The following is a 15,646-nucleotide window of genomic DNA, read 5'->3' on the forward strand; positions in this document are numbered from 1 at the left end:
TTAAGAAATAATTTCAATGATTTCTTTCGTTTTTACACTTGCTTTATCTATTTTAACATTTTTCTTGAAATTTGTAAGCATATTTTCCGAAATATTTTCATTTGCGTAAATTGTTGCTACGTTTTCTCCTTTGGAAACTGGCTCACCAACTTTCTTATGGAAAACAATTCCGGTCTCGTAATCCAAATCGTCTGTTTTTACAGCACGACCTGCTCCAATTCTCATAGCGAATAAACCAAATTCCAAGGCTGGCAAACCAACAATGTAGCCATCTTCATCCGCTAAGACAGGAACGTGATGGGTAACTTCGACTGGACGATATAAGTCTTCTAAATCACCACCCTGAGCTACAACCATACCTTCAAATTTCTTGAGGGCAGCTCCGTTTTCGATATGCTGGCGAACTTCTTCCACTGTCTTTTCAACATTTGCCAAACCAAGCATGATTTGAGCCAATTCACAGATAAATTCCGTCACATCTTCTCTGCCATTTCCCTTCAGAATTTCGATAGCTTCTAGAATTTCCAAACGGTTACCGATGGAAGTACCTACCGGTTGGGACATATCTGTCAAGACAGCTACAGTCTTTCGACCTACAGCTTTTCCAAGGTCTACCATTGTTCGAGCAAGAACACGCGCATCTTCGATGTTCTTCATGAAGGCACCTTCGCCAACCGTTACATCAAGAAGGATGGCATCCGCACCAGCCGCAATCTTTTTAGACATAACCGAACTTGCAATCAGCGGAATGATATCCACCGTGGCAGTCACATCACGCAGGGCATAAAGCAATTTATCAGCCTTCACTAAATTGTCCGATTGACCAATAACTGCCACACCTGTTTCCTGAACTTGCTTGATAAAGTCTTCTTGACTCACTTCGATTTGGTAGCCTTTGATTGATTCTAGTTTATCAAGTGTACCACCCGTATGCCCCAAACCTCGACCACTCATCTTGGCAACAGGAACACCAAAACTTGCCACAAGCGGTGCTAAAATCAAGGTAACCTTGTCACCTACACCACCAGTCGAGTGTTTATCAACCTTGATACCTGAAATAGCAGACAAATCAATCTGCTCCCCAGAACCTACCATGGCCATGGTCAAGTCCGAGATTTCTCTTGTAGACATTCCTTTAAAGTAAATCGCCATTGCCAAGGCAGACATCTGATAATCCGGAACACTGCCGTCAACATAGCCATCAATCAGCCATTGGATTTCTTCTGTAGACAACTCCAAACCGTCACGTTTTTTCTGAATTAAATCAACTGTTCTCATTCTTTCACACTTTCAAGGATGTAATAACCCTTATCTTTTTTTAGAATTTGGCAATTTCCAAATACTTCTTCCATACGTTTCTTTGCACTAGGTGCGCCTTGCTTTTTCTGAATGACAATTGTCAAGCTACCCCCTGTATTCAAATGGTCTTTCGCTCCTGTTATCACCTCATGAACGACAGACTTACCTGCTCGTATTGGTGGATTTGAAATGACATAGTCGAATGTTCCTTCAACCGCTTCATAGACATCTGATTGGAAAATAGTCGCTGATATACCGTTTTTCTCTGCATTTTTCTCAGCCAACTCTAAAGCTCTGCTATTGACATCAATCATCGTAACATCTAAATCATAGACTTTTGCTAGGGTCAATCCCAGAGGACCGTAGCCACAACCAACATCCAACACCGACGCCCCTTTTTCAAAATGAAGGGTTTTTAAAAGCACTTGACTACCATAATCAACCATCTTCTTGCTAAAAACACCTGCATCTGTCATAAAAGACATTGGGGTGTCTAGTAAGTTTACGTGGATCTCATGAATATCATGTGCTACTGTAGGATTTTTTTCGTAATACATATTGGACATGTACTTATTATAACATTTCCTAAAAACGTTTTCAAGAGTTTTTCTTACATAAAAAATATGATAAAATGAAATCGATATTGAAACGCTTACCTATAGGAAGAATTATGTATGAAAAATGAATTTTTAAATTTTGAACAAATTGACCGAGCCACTTGGCAACAACTACACCGTAAGACTACCATTCCACTTAGTCAAAGCGAACTAAATTCTATTAAAAGTTTTAACGACCGCATTCAATTACATGAGGTTTCTGACATCTATCTTCCTTTGGTTAATCTTATCCATATCTATCGGAAAGCACGCAAAGACCTAAATTTTACGAAGAGTTTATTTCTACAAAAGACTATCAAGCCACAACCATTTATCATTGGTGTTTCTGGAAGTGTTGCTGTCGGCAAATCAACAACTAGTAGATTGCTGCAAATTCTTATTGCTCGGACTTTTAAACACGCCAAGGTTGAATTAGTGACAACAGATGGTTTTCTCCATCCAAATGCGGTCTTAGAAGAACGGCAACTGTTAAATAAAAAAGGTTTTCCTGAATCCTATGACATGGAGAAATTGATTGATTTCCTTGATAAGATAAAAAACGGCTACGACTGCCAAATTCCTGTCTATTCACATGAAATCTATGATATTGTCCCCAACAAAACTCAGGATATTAAGTCTCCAGATTTCTTGATTGTTGAAGGAATCAATGTATTTCAAAATCCACAAAACCAGCGCCTCTATGTCAGTGACTATTTTGACCTATCTATATACGTTGACGCTGATGTGGAGCATATTGAAACCTGGTACTTGGAGCGATTCCAAAAATTATTGACATTGGCAAAAAACGACCCTAACAACTATTACCATCGTTTTACCCAGATGACATACCCTGAGATTCTATCTATTGCCCAGAATACTTGGAAAAATATTAATCTAGCTAACTTAGAAAAATTCATTGAACCAACCAGAAACCGTGCTGATATTATTCTTCATAAGGCTGAAAACCATGAGATTGATAAAATTTATCTAAAAAAATAAATTTCACTTGTCAAAAACACTCTTTTCAGATATAATGGTATAGTTAGTACAAGAAAGGGTGGAGGTGAAACCATTGGCAAACATTAAGTCAGCTATCAAACGCGCTGAATTGAACGTTAAACAAAACGAGAAAAACTCAGCACAAAAATCAGCTATGCGTACTGCAATCAAAGCATTTGAAGCTAACCCATCTGAAGAGCTTTTCCGTGCTGCTAGTTCAGCAATCGATAAAGCAGAAACTAAAGGTTTGATTCACAAAAACAAAGCAAGCCGCGACAAAGCACGTCTTGCATCAAAACTTGCTTAATTAAAAGAGAAACCTTTGGGTTTCCTTTTTTTATTTTTTCCATCGGACAAAGTGGAACAGTTTTCCCCTCGATGAATAACATCATTAACTCGTCAACCACAAAGCCCTCACTAAAATTATACACCTAGTGAGGGCTTTATGTTTGTTTTCATTGAGGGCGGAGCCACCATGGATGTCTTTCCCACTCCCTATTTTTTATTATTAGGGAAGAACACGCTCCTAGAGATTCAAACTAATTCCTTAAAACCAATCTGCCAGTTCAAATGTATAGGTTTGGTCATTATAATAGTACTGATACTCTCCTACATCGCCCAAAGCCTGAAAAATAGCATTATTTTCAGTAGAGACCAATGTAATCATTTGTTGCATTGCTTCGGCTGTTCCGAATTGCAAGACTACTTTATCCGTACCTTGTAGTCGCTGGTCAGTGATGGACTGTAAAACTGCAGCTTCATCAAAGCTTGTGAAATAAACTCCCTTTTGAACATAGTAATTCAATGAATTATCTGTACACTTTGGATAGGTCAATGCTCTAGGTTCGTAATATTGTTCTTCTCCCCAGTAGTCGAGTAGGTCGGCATCAGCAATTCTACTTCTCTCTAATATTTCATCAGGGACACATAGATAATCGTATGAAATATCTGTATGCGCTTCTCCACTTATAGCTTGATCAAAAACTGGATCTCCCCAAGTCGTATCAACACCATAGTATTGTCCATTTATCTTGACTAGATTCCAAGCATGCCCAAACTCACCGTTTTGCCCATTTTTTGCAATCCCTGTGACATAGATACAATCAATGCCTGCTTTTTTACATAGATATTGGAAGGTGCGACTATAGCCGGCACAAACCGATTTCTTATCTAATAGCACGCTGGTAATTCCTTGGCTTCTCCACGTGACAGAGTTGGTTTGTAGGGCTTCAAGGTCGTAATCCGTTTGCTTTATAATCACCTCGTAAAAATATTTAACCTTCTCATAGTCCGACCCTGTCGGTGCCTGAGCAAGTATCTTATTCACTTCCTCTTCTATTTTATTTCGTGTAGGAGATAAATCAGTCGGATACGCTGGCTCTTCTAAATCCAATATATCAACTCCGCCACTCATTGCCGCTTCATCTGTTAGCCAGTAAAATTCTGGATAATCATGAGCGACAGAAAAATAGACGCGCGAATATATTTCATCATTAACAGAATCAATATCGATCACTTGCATCCGCTTGCTGAGCCCATTAACAAATTGGAGATAGGCACGACGTTCCTTATCAGTATCCAATTGTTGGTAGTAGAAATTTCCTTGAACCTCTTCTTTTAATGCTGTTAATTCTGCTTCTAGTTGCTTTTTTTCTTTAGAAAATTCAAATTTAACTTCTTCCAAACGTTCACTCAGCTCTTGTTCTCCTCCTGAACAAGCAGAAAGGACTGTCGCCGATATTAATATGGTTAAAACGCCACGAGAAACTTTCCTCATATTTACCTCCATTCTTGTTTAAGTATAACATAATTAGGAGGCTTCTGACGAACTACACAAAAAAATTAGACTAGAATTTTCCTAGCCTAATAATATTGTTTTATTTAGGTAATCCTACCTCAAAAATAGTTCCTTTCGGTTGGTTATCTCTAACAGAGATTTTCCCACCTAGTGTCTTAATAATTTGCTGAGCCAGCGATAATCCTAGACCGAAACCACCTTTTTGACGCGTTCTGGCCTTATCAACTCGATAAAAGCGATCAAAGATTTTCTTCTTATCGGCATCGCTGATTCCCAAACCATTGTCGGCAACTGTGAAGTAGACAGATTTATCCTTAATATTAGCTGTAATTTGAATTCTGCCATCCTCGTCTGTATACTTCATAGCATTATCAAATAAAATGGTAAGCAACTGTTTAATCAGGACCTTGTCTGTTCGAATCGGCTGATGAATCAAATTATTAACTGTTAGTGTTTTTCCATTTTCTTCAGCAATCATAAGGTAATTAGCAAAGATTTCATCAAAATAGTTGGGTTGGACATCGATCATATCGACTTTTAAGCCATCATCACGACGAGCCAAATTGAGCAGGTTCGTTGTCAATAATCGCATATTTCGGACTTCTTCCAAACTAGATCCGATTCTTTCACTACTCTCTAAAATCGTCGCTTCGGGATGGCGAAACAGGCTCTCCAAGCGATTTTGGAGAACAGCCAACGGCGTACGCAACTCATGACTAGCATTTTCAACAAAGTCTTTTTGCTTTTGATAGCTGATTAGAATTGGTCGCATGCTAAGATTCGATAGGTAAATACTGGCTAAGATAGAAATGAGCCAAGCTGAAACCATAACAATAGCAACTGTCGATTCATAGGTCTCAATGGAGGATTTTATTTGGCTGACATTCACTAAAATTGTCGCATATTTTATATCATAGGACGAATAATAACCTAGTTCAACTGTAGCCAGCTCAATCGTCACATAGCGATAATCTTCAGACATACCGAAGCTTGATTCAACCGTTGCTTCCTTAATCTCGCCCAATTTTTCCTTATCTAACGGTAGGTCGGCCAAACCAGTAAAAGTATCCGGATTGACCATTTCTCCACTTTTACTATAGAGTAAGACATGAGTATTGATACCTAATTTCAGCTGTTCTACATCTCTAGTATTTTTTTGATTTTTAGGAACAGGCATGCTATCTGAGCTAGAGCTCGTCGTTTCTTCACTAGTTGGGCTATCTTGAAGTATAAAGACAGAGTTAGGCTCATAGGTTCTTGCGATTGCAAAACCAACAGCCATCGCTGGCTCTTCCTTAATCCGTTTCAAGGTATTATCTGAATTTTGATACATAGTTGAACGCATTAATTGAAAAATGATAGCTGTCATCAAACCAAAAATCAGGGTAAATACTGCAAAATAACGGATAAAGAAGGAAAATTTATCCGTATACACTAATTTTCTGATTCGCTTAGGCATTTTTTAGAATGTACCCGACACTACGCAGGGTTTGAAGATTTTCCCCGAAGGTCGTTCCTTTCAACTTTTTCCTAATTTTAGAAACATATACTTCTACTACTGAAATAGTCGTGTCACTGTCAAATCCCCAAATACGGTCAAAAATTTGAGTTTTTGGCAAGATAACATTTTGATTTTGCAAGAAGTAGACTAGTAGATCGAATTCTTTTCCTAGCAATTCAACTTCTTCGCCATTTACAGTTGTAGAGTTTGTCGATAAGTCAACGGTCACATCCCCATAAGTTAGTGTGTTTTCATTAAACTTACCCGCTCGTTTTAATAGAGCTTGAATTCGCATCTTCAATTCTTCTAAATAAAACGGTTTTGTCAAGTAGTCATCAGCTCCCAATTCAAAACCATGGCCTTTATCCTCTAGACTTTCCTTGGCTGTTGTAATCAGAACAGGGGTCGTAACACCTTTTTCACGTAACTCTTTCAAAACTTGGAAGCCATCTTTTTCAGGCAACATCAAATCCAAAAGAATCAAATCATAAACGCCTGTTTCCGCCTCATAAATACCCTCTTCTCCATCAAAAACTTGCATGACATCTGCAAAATCATCTAGGAAGTCAAAAACTGAATTGGATAGGCTTAAATCGTCTTCTACTAACAAAATCTTAATCATGTCTATCTCCTTAACCTAATATCTAAAAGACAATTCAAAGACACAAGTAAAAACTTGGTCTTTGAACATATTTTTTCACTTTAATAAGTTGCCTCTGCATTTCTATCAGAGTTTAATTTATTATACCACTTATCTCAAATTTTTCCTATTGGTTTGAAGTGCTAGAACTACCTGAAATTTGGGCTTTTATTTCTTGATTCTTCTCTTTTAAAGCATTTACCTCATCTGAGGAAGTATTTGATTGTGTTGCACCACTTGTAGCATCTGGAGGGGTTGTCCCTTGACCAGGGGGCAGGCCTTGACTATTTCCATTCTGTCCCGGAGGCATACCACGCATCTCACCGTTTCGACCCGATGGCATTCCTTGGGTTGTTTCGCCTGTTGCATCTGGTGGAGTCATACCTTGACTATTCCCATTCTGTCCTGGAGGCAGGCCTTGAGTGTTTCCATTTTGACCAGGGGGCATGCCTTGCATTCCACCATTAGAGGCGGGCGGCATTTGATTACCTGCGATTGAATTAGCTTGTCCGTTCGTTGCTCCATTCTGAGCTAATGCAGCTTGGCTTTGTATCGATACAGCTGTTAAAGATTTCGAAATGCTAATTCCCCCTGCAAAGCCCAAGGTAGCGGCTGAAATAGCAACCGCTGCCAAAACTGTTTTCGACTGTGACTTTAATTGATTGATTATTGACATAAAATTCCTCTTTTCAATAAAATTTTATCATAGCGAGTCTTTACTCACCTGATAACACGAACAGTATAGAATGAGAAACTTAAACCAAGCTAAAGATTCATTGCATTTTCCTTAAAGCAAACTAAAAGAAGTCCTTTCGGACTTCCATCTTACAATTCAGTGATGTCGCCTGTTCGTAGGTAAACAACCCACTCACAGATATTTTTAGCATAGTCACCGACACGTTCCAAGTAAGTCAAGACTTGGAAATAGTCACGACCAGCAACCAAGGATTCTGGATTCTTCTTGATTTCTTCTGTTGTTAATTCTTGGATGGCTGAATAAAAGTCATTGACGATTTCGTCACGAGCTGCCACTTCATAAGCGACCTCAACATCAGAGTTTGCTAGATATAGTTCGAGCGTTTCCTCAACAAGTTTGCGAACTTCTTTCCCCATTTTCTTGACTTCTTCCTCGACTACAGGAATGCGAACTTCGCCCTTCATCCGAATAGCAGCTTTTGCAATAGACACAGCATGATCCCCCATACGCTCCAAGTCGCTGGTTGCTTTTAAAACAGTGATAACACTCCGTAAATCTGTAGAAACTGGTTGTTGAAGGGCGATGATTTCAAGTGATTTTTTCTCCAATTTTACTTCGAAAGCATTAATTTTCTTATCTGCTTCAATGACTTCTTTTGCTAATTCACGATCATGAGTTGTAAAAGCACGAACGGCATTGTTGATTTGTGCCAACACTTCGTTCCCCATGGCGTAAAATTGGTTATGAAGTTTTCCTAATTCCTCTTCAAATTGAGCTCTTAACATGTGAACCTCTTTCTTTTTCTTATAGGCCTTAGCCGAACTTACCTGTAATGTAGTCTTCTGTTTCTTTATTGGCAGGATTCAAGAACATTTCTTTTGTCAGATTGTATTCTATCAAATCGCCATCAAGGAAGAAACCTGTTCGATCTGAAATACGTGATGCCTGTTGCATAGAACGTGTTACTAGCACCATTGTATACTTATCTTTCAGACCATAAAGTGTGTCCTCAATCTTACCAGCCGAGATTGGGTCAAGGGCTGAAGTTGGCTCATCCAACAAAATAATTTTTGGGCTTGTTGCCAATACGCGGGCCACACATACACGTTGCTGCTGACCACCTGAAAGTCCAACTGCTGAGTCATGCAAGCGATCCTTAACCTCGTTCCAAATAGAAGCACCAATCAAGGCACGCTCTACAGTCTCATCAAGAAGTTGCTTGTCCTTAATCCCATTGATACGAAGACCGTAGACAACATTTTCATAGATAGACATAGGGAATGGGTTTGGTTGTTGGAAGACCATACCGATTTCCTTACGAAGATCAACAGTATCCGTACGAGGACTGTATATGTTTTTTCCGTTGTAATCAATCGCACCTGTCAATGTTACCTCTGGGTTTAAGTCTCCCATACGGTTAATAGAACGCAAGAGGGTTGACTTACCAGAACCAGATGGTCCAATCAAAGCAGTAATTTCATTTGGATAGAAATCGATTGACACATTATTCAAGGCTTTTTTCTTGTTATAGTAAACAGACAAATCTTTTACTTGTAAAATAGGTGATGTCATTGTTTCCCTTTCTATCCAAAGTGTCCTGAAACGTAGTCGTTTGTTGACTTGAGTTTGGCATTTTGGAAGATATTTGCTGTTTTATCGTACTCAATCAAGTCACCAAGATAGAAGAAAGCAGTATAGTCACTTGCACGGGCTGCCTGTTGCATATTGTGCGTAACGATAATAATCGTGTAGTCTTTCTTCAACTCAAACATGGTTTCTTCCAACTGCATAGTCGCAATCGGGTCCAAGGCTGAGGCTGGTTCATCCATAAGCAAGATTTGAGGTTTAACAGAAATCGCACGAGCGATACACAAACGTTGCTGTTGACCACCAGACAAGGTAAAGGCTGACTTGTGTAAATCATCTTTTACCTGATCCCAGAGGGCTGCTTGTTTCAGTGAGGTTTCAACAATCTCATCCAACACTTGCTTATCTTTTACACCTGCACGCTCATGAGCAAAAGTAATATTGCGATAAATTGATTTTGCAAATGGGTTAGGACGTTGGAAAACCATTCCGATATGCTTACGAATTTCGTAAACGTTCATATCTGGTCTGTTAATGTCGATTCCTTCATAAAGGATTTGACCTGTTACCTTAGCAATATCGATCGTATCATTCATACGATTGAGACTGCGAAGATAGGTTGATTTACCACAGCCTGAAGGACCAATCAAGGCTGTAATTTTATTTTTCTCGAACTGCATATCAATGCCCTTGATGGCTTCATTTTTACCATAGTAAACGTGAACATCTTTTGTTGAAAGGGCAATTTTTTCCTCTGGGAAAGTAATGATATGGCGTTCATTCCAGTTGTAATCTGCCATTTTTTCTCCTTAATAGTCAGACTTCTAAGCTGCTGAAGTCATTTTCGCATGAAGTTTCTTACCGATATAACGGGCAGAAAGGTTGAAAATCAAGATGAAGACCAAGAGGATTGCTGCTGAACCAGCGGAAACTTGGGTTGCATCTGGAATTGTACCTTCACTGTTTACCTTCCAAATGTGAACCGCGAGGGTTTCTGATTGACGGAAGATAGAGATTGGACTTGTAACGCTCAAAGGATTCCAGTTTGACCAGTCAAGTGCCGGTGCTGATTGACCTGCTGTATAGATAAGGGCCGCTGCTTCACCAAAGATACGACCAGATGCCAAGACGATACCTGTGACAATCCCTGGAAGGGCTTCTGGAATGACAACATGGAGAACAGTTTCCCAACGTGATAGACCTAGAGCCAATCCTGCTTCACGTTGTGTATGGTGAACGTGACGAAGGCTGTCCTCTACGTTACGTGTCATCTGTGGTAAGTTAAAGACCGTAAGGGCCAAGGCACCTGACAAGATTGAGAATCCATACTCAAACTGAACAACGAAAATCAAGTAACCAAACAAACCAACGACAACGGATGGTAGGGATGACAAGATTTCAATACAGGTACGAATGAAGTTTGTCAAGGGACCTTTTTTAGCATATTCTGCCAAGTAAATCCCTGCTCCTGTTGACAAGGGCACAGAAATCAAAAGCGTCACAACCAATAAGAAGAATGAGTTGTAGAGCTGAATTCCGATACCACCACCAGCTTTATAAGAGGATGATTTGCTGGTCAAGAAATGCCAGTTAACATGTGGTAGACCACGGAGCAAGATGTAGAGAATGAGTGATGTCAAGATGACAACAATCACCGTAGCGATGGAGTAAAGAATACCAGTCGCCAATTTATCGAATTTTTTAGCGTGCATAGTTTTTCTTACCCTCTCTCGTAATAAATTTCATAATCATGTTAAAGATAAGGCTCATCAAGAGCAATACAAGAGCCAATGACCAGAGAACGTTATTCTGAACTGTTCCCATAACCGTATTACCAATACCCATGGTCAATACAGAAGTCAGGGTTGCGGCCGGCGTAGTCAGAGAAGTTGGAATCACTGCTGAGTTACCAACAACCATCTGAATCGCTAAGGCTTCACCAAAGGCACGAGCCATACCGAAGATGACTGCTGTAAAAATACCTGGCTTGGCAGCATTCAAGATAACACGCCAGATGGTTTGCCAGCGAGTCGCTCCCATGGCCAAACTCGCTTCACGATAGTGACGAGGCACCGCACGTAAACTATCCACTGTCATAAAGGTCACTGTAGGCAAAATCATGACAAAGAGAACAAATACCCCTGATAAGATACCAAAACCAGTACCACCGAAGATAGAACGCACGAATGGCACAACTACTTGCAAACCAATAAAACCATATACAACCGATGGAATACCAACCAAAAGTTCGATAACAGGTTGTAAGATTTTTGCACCACGTTTTGGTGATATTTCTGTCATGAAGACCGCTGCACCGATTGCGATAGGGGTCGCAACAACAGCTGACAGAATCGTAACAATGAAAGAACCTGAAATCATTGGCAGGGCACCAAATATTTTCGAGCTTGGTTCCCACTTGCTTCCAAATAAGAAATCAGTGATGCTCACACCGTCAACAAAGAAAGTCGATAATCCACGCTGCGCAACGAAAATCAAAATCATTGCAACAATAAAGACAATCAATGATAGACAAAGGAATGTAATTACCTTACCAAACTTCTCTAATCGAGAATTTTTAGATGGAGACGATAACTCTTTTGCTAGTTGTTCGTTTTTCATGCTTACTCCTTCTCAGTCACCGTGCCATCAGCACTTTTCACAACTTTCATATCGTTGATAGAAATGTATCCCATACTTTCAACGATACCATTTTGAACTTCATCTGACATCATGTATGTTAGAAACTCTTCTGTTAATTCAGTAGGCTCTCCCTTAGTGTACATATGCTCATATGACCAAATTGCCCAAGCATTGGAAGCAACGTTTTCAGCAGTTGGTTCAAAACCATTAAGCTTAATTGTTTTTACAGAATCATCAAGATAAGCAAATGACAAGTATGAAATCGCACCAGGGGTTTGAGCTACAATAGACTTAACCATCCCGTTTGAATCTTGCTCTTGGCTCTGTGTAGCTTTTTCTCCCTTCATAACAACACTATCAAAGGTTGCACGAGAACCAGAACTTGCTGCACGGTTGATGATAGAAATTGGCAAGTCTTTTCCACCAAGCTCCTTCCAGTTGGTAATTTCACCTGTGAAAATCTTACGAAGATCTTCTGTGGTAATATCCTCAACCGTCACTTTTTCATTGACAATAACGGCTAGACCCGCAACGGCAACCTGATGATCTACCAATTTACTTGCGTCAATACCTTCTTTTTCCTCAGCGAACACGTCTGAGTTACCAATCTGAACTGCTCCAGACTGAACCTGTGACAAACCAGTACCAGAACCACCGCCCTGCACGTTTACAGATTTTCCGATATTAACACTACCGAATTCATCTGCTGCGGCCTCAACCAATGGTTGAAGGGCTGTCGATCCTACTGCAGTGATAGACTCTCCTCGATCAATCCATGAGGAACAACCTGAAAGAGCTATACTACTCAAAAGAAACAAAGCTGCAATTCCAAGCTTCTGCTTTTTTTTCATTTCGTTTTTTCCTTTACATTTTTCAGTGGAATCTCCAATAATTTACTCTGTATTTTACAAGGAATTTACAAGATATTTCCACTCATCCACTATATCATATAAAAAGACAAGTTGCAAAAAAAATCTGCTTATTTTCTTTTAAAATCTGAGACCTTTTGGAAAGGCATTCTTAAGGGTTCCAGACACAATTTTAGCAAATCCTAAACCGTTTCCTTGAACTGCTACCTGATACCAACCATTTGGCAAGTCTTTGGGTACTGCAACGGTTTGTCCAGCAACATAGGCCGGGAAATCTTCTAGGCTGATGTCAACTCGATTCTTGACTTCTGTGCTGTGAAGGGCCAAGCCAAAGGCAAAACTAGGTTCAAAGCGTTTTTTCTTGAAAGTTCCCAAATGAAGCCCATTGCGAGCAATCTTAACTTTTGACAAGTCTGGCAAACCATCTGGTAGGAGATAAAGATTATCACCAAAAACCTGTAACAAACCAGCTAAGGAAACCTTCAAATGGTTTTGCTCAAATTCTTTCCAGAGAGCTTGCTGTTCTCTATTCAAATTGGATTTTCCTGATTTTAATTTTTTCTGACTGGCTTCTCCTAGAAATCTAAATTTAGCAACGAACTGACCTTCTCCTGCAAAATGGTGGGGATACATACGAGCAACTTCTGTATAACCGATTCCTTCTACCATTCCATTGATTTTAGGAATGTCTATTAGTTCCAAATCATATTGTTCTAAGAGCCAAGTCACTACTTCTTCATTTTCCTCTGGTGACCAAGTGCAAGTAGAATAAATCAACTGCCCATCTGGAGCCAACATGTTCAAGGCCGATTCTAAAATCTCTCTTTGTAAGCTTGCACATTGTGCTGGATAATGTTTGGACCAATATTGAATCGCTTCGGGGTCTTTTCGAAACATCCCTTCACCTGAACAGGGAGCATCTAGGACGATCATATCGAAATATCCTGGAAAGACCTTTTCCAAGCGGTCTGCTGATTCATTTGTTACAACAACATTCCTCGCTCCGAAACGCTCAATATTTTCAGCCAAGATTTTTGCTCGTTTGTTGGAAATTTCATTACTAACCAAGAGCCCCGTATTTTCTAAGTATGAAAGCAAGTGAGTAGACTTTCCTCCTGGCGCTGCTGCCAAGTCCAACACTTTCATCCCTTTTTCCGGAGCTGCAATCTGACCGACAACCTGTGCAGCTGGCTCTTGTGAGTAGACTAAGCCAGTTACATGTTCTGGAGACTTTCCTGAGACCTTACCATAGTATGACCAAGTCATATTAGGGATTGGTTGCTCAAAATCCAATTGGCTTTCTTTAAGAGGATTTGTGCGAAATCCTGAGATTGGGTCTTGTTCGAAACTCTCAAAAAATGCTTGGGCTTCACTACCAAGCAAATGATTATATTTATCTATAAAATCCTGTGGCAATTGCATTAGAATATATACCCCTTCACTTCCTCAAGATGGGATTCTGATACTAGCATGACAAACTCTCGTTTATCATAGGCCAGACTCGGACCATCAAAACTTAACATGACTAAGCCTAAAGAGGAACCAATAATACTGGCTGCTGCGTAGTCCCATGGACACAGATAAGAAGCATAGGCAAATAATCTTCCTTCCAGAACGTGGGCGAAACCAATTCCAGCACTTCCTACAGATCTTGTACCTAAACTTTGATTTGCTAATTCTGCCACTCCATGTACATTGGCTGCATACAACTGTGCATTGATTCCTATCAAACTCTGGCGAAGAGGGCGCAGCTCTGGTTTCTTTAAGCGTTCTTGATTGCAATAAACAGAGAATGAATCTCCTCCATGGAAAAGTTTGTCTCGCATGACATCATAAATGATACCGAACTTTCCTACTCCATTTTCAAAATAGGCAATCATAATGGCAAAATCAGTTTTCTGAGCAATAAAATTTGTGGTGCCATCAATTGGATCAATAACCCAAACATTTCCCTCATGAATAGAAGAAACGTCTCCACCTTCCTCACCTAAAATCCCATCACCTTGATAGCGAGATTGAATCTGTTGAGTCAGCATTTCTTGCACTTGTTTATCAAGGTGCGTTACCAAGTCTGTAAAGTCACCCTTTTCTTCAATCTGAAGATTATCATGTAGATGCTGTCGGAGAAAATTTCCAGCCTCCAGGACAATCGTTTGGGCAAAGTGATACTTAGTTTCCAAAACGAATAACTCCTTTCCCCTTATCTCGAGCAGCCTTAACAACTCGATAGGTTGAATAACCAGAAACTGCTTCAAAGTCACGATCAATTTGACGTTCCTGTCCCTTACTTTTAACAACATCTTTGAAGCTTTTATAACTAGCTAATATAGCTACCGCATCTGCTCCTTTTTCATAAGCTGCCTCCACCTGATTCAAAAAAGAAAGCACGGAGGAAATCTCCTCTGTGCTCCACGAAAAATCAAGTGGATATGAATAATTTTTGTTCATATCTGTTATCTTTCTTATCCTATTTCTGCTCTCAATGTAGCATTTTTTAGTTCTTGTTTGCGGTACTTGCGCGGAAGAAATGCACGAATTTCATCTTCGTTAAAACCAATCTGCATCCGCTTCTCGTCCAAAATAATCGGACGTCGTAAGAGACTTGGATAGGTTTCAATTAACCCAATAAGTTGCTTCACAGAAAGCTCATCAACATCAATATCTAGCTTCTGAAAAATTTTTGAACGGGTAGAAATCAAATCATCTGTCCCATTTTCTGTCAATGCTAAAATGTTCTTTAATTCCTCAGCAGTTAGAGGGCTAGTCATAATATTGTGCTCAATAAAAGGGACTTCGTGACTTGTCAGCCAAGCACGAGCTTTACGACAACTGGTACAACTCGGTGACAAAAATAAAGTAATCATGTCTTCCATCCCCTCTAAAAACATTTTTCTTCTTACTATTATACTCTAACTTAAAAGAGTTTTCAATAGTAAATCTAATCGAATCATTCCCGTAGTTCGTATTTTATCCAATTTGTTACCGTCCAAAAGAGGATAGTGACGACTTTCCTTATCTCA

Annotated in this window: 18 protein-coding genes; 2 read left to right on the forward strand and 16 right to left on the reverse strand. The window is 39.7% G+C overall.

Translation table 11 applies throughout. The features are described 5' to 3' along the window. Positions 1-1,278: a pyrimidine-nucleoside phosphorylase gene (locus P7J36_RS08510; protein WP_408551656.1), complete on the reverse strand. Its 1,278-nt coding sequence runs from the start codon at positions 1,276-1,278 to the stop codon at positions 1-3. Then, the gene (locus P7J36_RS08515; RefSeq protein ID WP_408551655.1) at positions 1,275-1,865 is read right to left on the reverse strand and encodes a class I SAM-dependent methyltransferase; all 591 of its coding nucleotides are present in this window, start codon (positions 1,863-1,865) and stop codon (positions 1,275-1,277) included. The genes P7J36_RS08510 and P7J36_RS08515 overlap by 4 nt, the downstream gene beginning before the upstream one ends. 108 nt (positions 1,866-1,973) lie before the next feature. Here P7J36_RS08515 and coaA point away from each other — a divergent pair, with 108 nt between their 5' ends. After that, positions 1,974-2,894, forward strand: coding sequence for a type I pantothenate kinase (gene coaA / locus P7J36_RS08520; RefSeq protein WP_002940857.1), 921 nt, complete (start codon positions 1,974-1,976; stop codon positions 2,892-2,894). Between the two features lie 58 nt (positions 2,895-2,952). Next, entirely contained in the window at positions 2,953-3,201 is a 249-nt protein-coding gene (gene rpsT / locus P7J36_RS08525; RefSeq protein ID WP_012027069.1) for a 30S ribosomal protein S20, read from the forward strand. 240 nt (positions 3,202-3,441) lie between these two features. On the opposite strand, the gene P7J36_RS08530 is transcribed toward rpsT, so the two are convergent. The 14 genes from P7J36_RS08530 to P7J36_RS08595 form a co-directional block, all read right to left on the reverse strand. Next, positions 3,442-4,671: a transglutaminase domain-containing protein gene (locus P7J36_RS08530; RefSeq protein ID WP_408551654.1), complete on the reverse strand. Its 1,230-nt coding sequence runs from the start codon at positions 4,669-4,671 to the stop codon at positions 3,442-3,444. A gap of 100 nt (positions 4,672-4,771) precedes the next feature. Next, positions 4,772-6,151, reverse strand: a complete 1,380-nt coding sequence (locus P7J36_RS08535) for a sensor histidine kinase (protein WP_408551653.1) — start codon at positions 6,149-6,151, stop codon at positions 4,772-4,774. Then, positions 6,144-6,815, reverse strand: a complete 672-nt coding sequence (locus tag P7J36_RS08540; protein ID WP_014637852.1) for a response regulator transcription factor — start codon at positions 6,813-6,815, stop codon at positions 6,144-6,146. The genes P7J36_RS08535 and P7J36_RS08540 overlap by 8 nt, the downstream gene beginning before the upstream one ends. 145 nt (positions 6,816-6,960) lie before the next feature. Then, entirely contained in the window at positions 6,961-7,509 is a 549-nt protein-coding gene (locus P7J36_RS08545) for a hypothetical protein (RefSeq protein ID WP_257214380.1), read from the reverse strand. A gap of 149 nt (positions 7,510-7,658) precedes the next feature. Next, positions 7,659-8,315, reverse strand: coding sequence for a phosphate signaling complex protein PhoU (phoU, locus tag P7J36_RS08550; RefSeq protein ID WP_002940865.1), 657 nt, complete (start codon positions 8,313-8,315; stop codon positions 7,659-7,661). Positions 8,316-8,343: 28 nt separating this feature from the next. Continuing rightward, the gene (pstB, locus tag P7J36_RS08555; protein WP_408551652.1) at positions 8,344-9,102 is read right to left on the reverse strand and encodes a phosphate ABC transporter ATP-binding protein PstB; all 759 of its coding nucleotides are present in this window, start codon (positions 9,100-9,102) and stop codon (positions 8,344-8,346) included. 11 nt (positions 9,103-9,113) lie between these two features. After that, positions 9,114-9,917, reverse strand: a complete 804-nt coding sequence (gene pstB, locus P7J36_RS08560; RefSeq protein WP_172002517.1) for a phosphate ABC transporter ATP-binding protein PstB — start codon at positions 9,915-9,917, stop codon at positions 9,114-9,116. A gap of 24 nt (positions 9,918-9,941) precedes the next feature. Further along, complete coding sequence (pstA, locus tag P7J36_RS08565) at positions 9,942-10,829, reverse strand: phosphate ABC transporter permease PstA (RefSeq protein WP_105114825.1); 888 nt, start codon at positions 10,827-10,829, stop codon at positions 9,942-9,944. Beyond that, positions 10,819-11,736, reverse strand: a complete 918-nt coding sequence (gene pstC, locus P7J36_RS08570; protein WP_002937619.1) for a phosphate ABC transporter permease subunit PstC — start codon at positions 11,734-11,736, stop codon at positions 10,819-10,821. The genes pstA and pstC overlap by 11 nt, the downstream gene beginning before the upstream one ends. 2 nt (positions 11,737-11,738) lie before the next feature. After that, positions 11,739-12,608: a phosphate ABC transporter substrate-binding protein PstS family protein gene (locus P7J36_RS08575; RefSeq protein ID WP_408551651.1), complete on the reverse strand. Its 870-nt coding sequence runs from the start codon at positions 12,606-12,608 to the stop codon at positions 11,739-11,741. Between the two features lie 138 nt (positions 12,609-12,746). Then, a complete protein-coding gene (locus P7J36_RS08580) occupies positions 12,747-14,048 on the reverse strand; it encodes an RsmF rRNA methyltransferase first C-terminal domain-containing protein (protein ID WP_408551650.1) in 1,302 nt (433 codons plus the stop codon). Continuing rightward, positions 14,048-14,806: an inositol monophosphatase family protein gene (locus P7J36_RS08585; protein ID WP_408551649.1), complete on the reverse strand. Its 759-nt coding sequence runs from the start codon at positions 14,804-14,806 to the stop codon at positions 14,048-14,050. The genes P7J36_RS08580 and P7J36_RS08585 overlap by 1 nt, the downstream gene beginning before the upstream one ends. Continuing rightward, on the reverse strand, positions 14,796-15,074 hold the full coding sequence (locus P7J36_RS08590) for a UPF0223 family protein (RefSeq protein ID WP_024379624.1): 279 nt from the start codon (positions 15,072-15,074) through the stop codon (positions 14,796-14,798). The genes P7J36_RS08585 and P7J36_RS08590 overlap by 11 nt, the downstream gene beginning before the upstream one ends. A gap of 14 nt (positions 15,075-15,088) precedes the next feature. After that, a complete protein-coding gene (locus P7J36_RS08595; protein ID WP_172032555.1) occupies positions 15,089-15,490 on the reverse strand; it encodes a transcriptional regulator Spx in 402 nt (133 codons plus the stop codon). Positions 15,491-15,646 lie beyond the last annotated feature (156 nt).

It is taken from the genome of Streptococcus suis, assembly GCF_046032115.1.
Taxonomy (GTDB): Bacteria; Bacillota; Bacilli; order Lactobacillales; family Streptococcaceae; genus Streptococcus; species Streptococcus suis_AJ.

Coding starts and splice junctions, on each gene's coding strand:
- P7J36_RS08510 (WP_408551656.1), bottom strand. CDS start 1,278: ATGAGAACAGTTGATTTAATTCAGAAAAAACGTGACGGTTTGGAGTTG.
- P7J36_RS08515 (WP_408551655.1), bottom strand. CDS start 1,865: ATGTCCAATATGTATTACGAAAAAAATCCTACAGTAGCACATGATATT.
- coaA (WP_002940857.1), top strand. CDS start 1,974: ATGAAAAATGAATTTTTAAATTTTGAACAAATTGACCGAGCCACTTGG.
- P7J36_RS08530 (WP_408551654.1), bottom strand. CDS start 4,671: ATGAGGAAAGTTTCTCGTGGCGTTTTAACCATATTAATATCGGCGACA.
- P7J36_RS08535 (WP_408551653.1), bottom strand. CDS start 6,151: ATGCCTAAGCGAATCAGAAAATTAGTGTATACGGATAAATTTTCCTTC.
- P7J36_RS08540 (WP_014637852.1), bottom strand. CDS start 6,815: ATGATTAAGATTTTGTTAGTAGAAGACGATTTAAGCCTATCCAATTCA.
- P7J36_RS08545 (WP_257214380.1), bottom strand. CDS start 7,509: ATGTCAATAATCAATCAATTAAAGTCACAGTCGAAAACAGTTTTGGCA.
- phoU (WP_002940865.1), bottom strand. CDS start 8,315: ATGTTAAGAGCTCAATTTGAAGAGGAATTAGGAAAACTTCATAACCAA.
- pstB (WP_408551652.1), bottom strand. CDS start 9,102: ATGACATCACCTATTTTACAAGTAAAAGATTTGTCTGTTTACTATAAC.
- pstB (WP_172002517.1), bottom strand. CDS start 9,917: ATGGCAGATTACAACTGGAATGAACGCCATATCATTACTTTCCCAGAG.
- pstA (WP_105114825.1), bottom strand. CDS start 10,829: ATGCACGCTAAAAAATTCGATAAATTGGCGACTGGTATTCTTTACTCC.
- pstC (WP_002937619.1), bottom strand. CDS start 11,736: ATGAAAAACGAACAACTAGCAAAAGAGTTATCGTCTCCATCTAAAAAT.
- P7J36_RS08575 (WP_408551651.1), bottom strand. CDS start 12,608: ATGAAAAAAAAGCAGAAGCTTGGAATTGCAGCTTTGTTTCTTTTGAGT.
- P7J36_RS08580 (WP_408551650.1), bottom strand. CDS start 14,048: ATGCAATTGCCACAGGATTTTATAGATAAATATAATCATTTGCTTGGT.
- P7J36_RS08590 (WP_024379624.1), bottom strand. CDS start 15,074: ATGAACAAAAATTATTCATATCCACTTGATTTTTCGTGGAGCACAGAG.
- P7J36_RS08595 (WP_172032555.1), bottom strand. CDS start 15,490: ATGATTACTTTATTTTTGTCACCGAGTTGTACCAGTTGTCGTAAAGCT.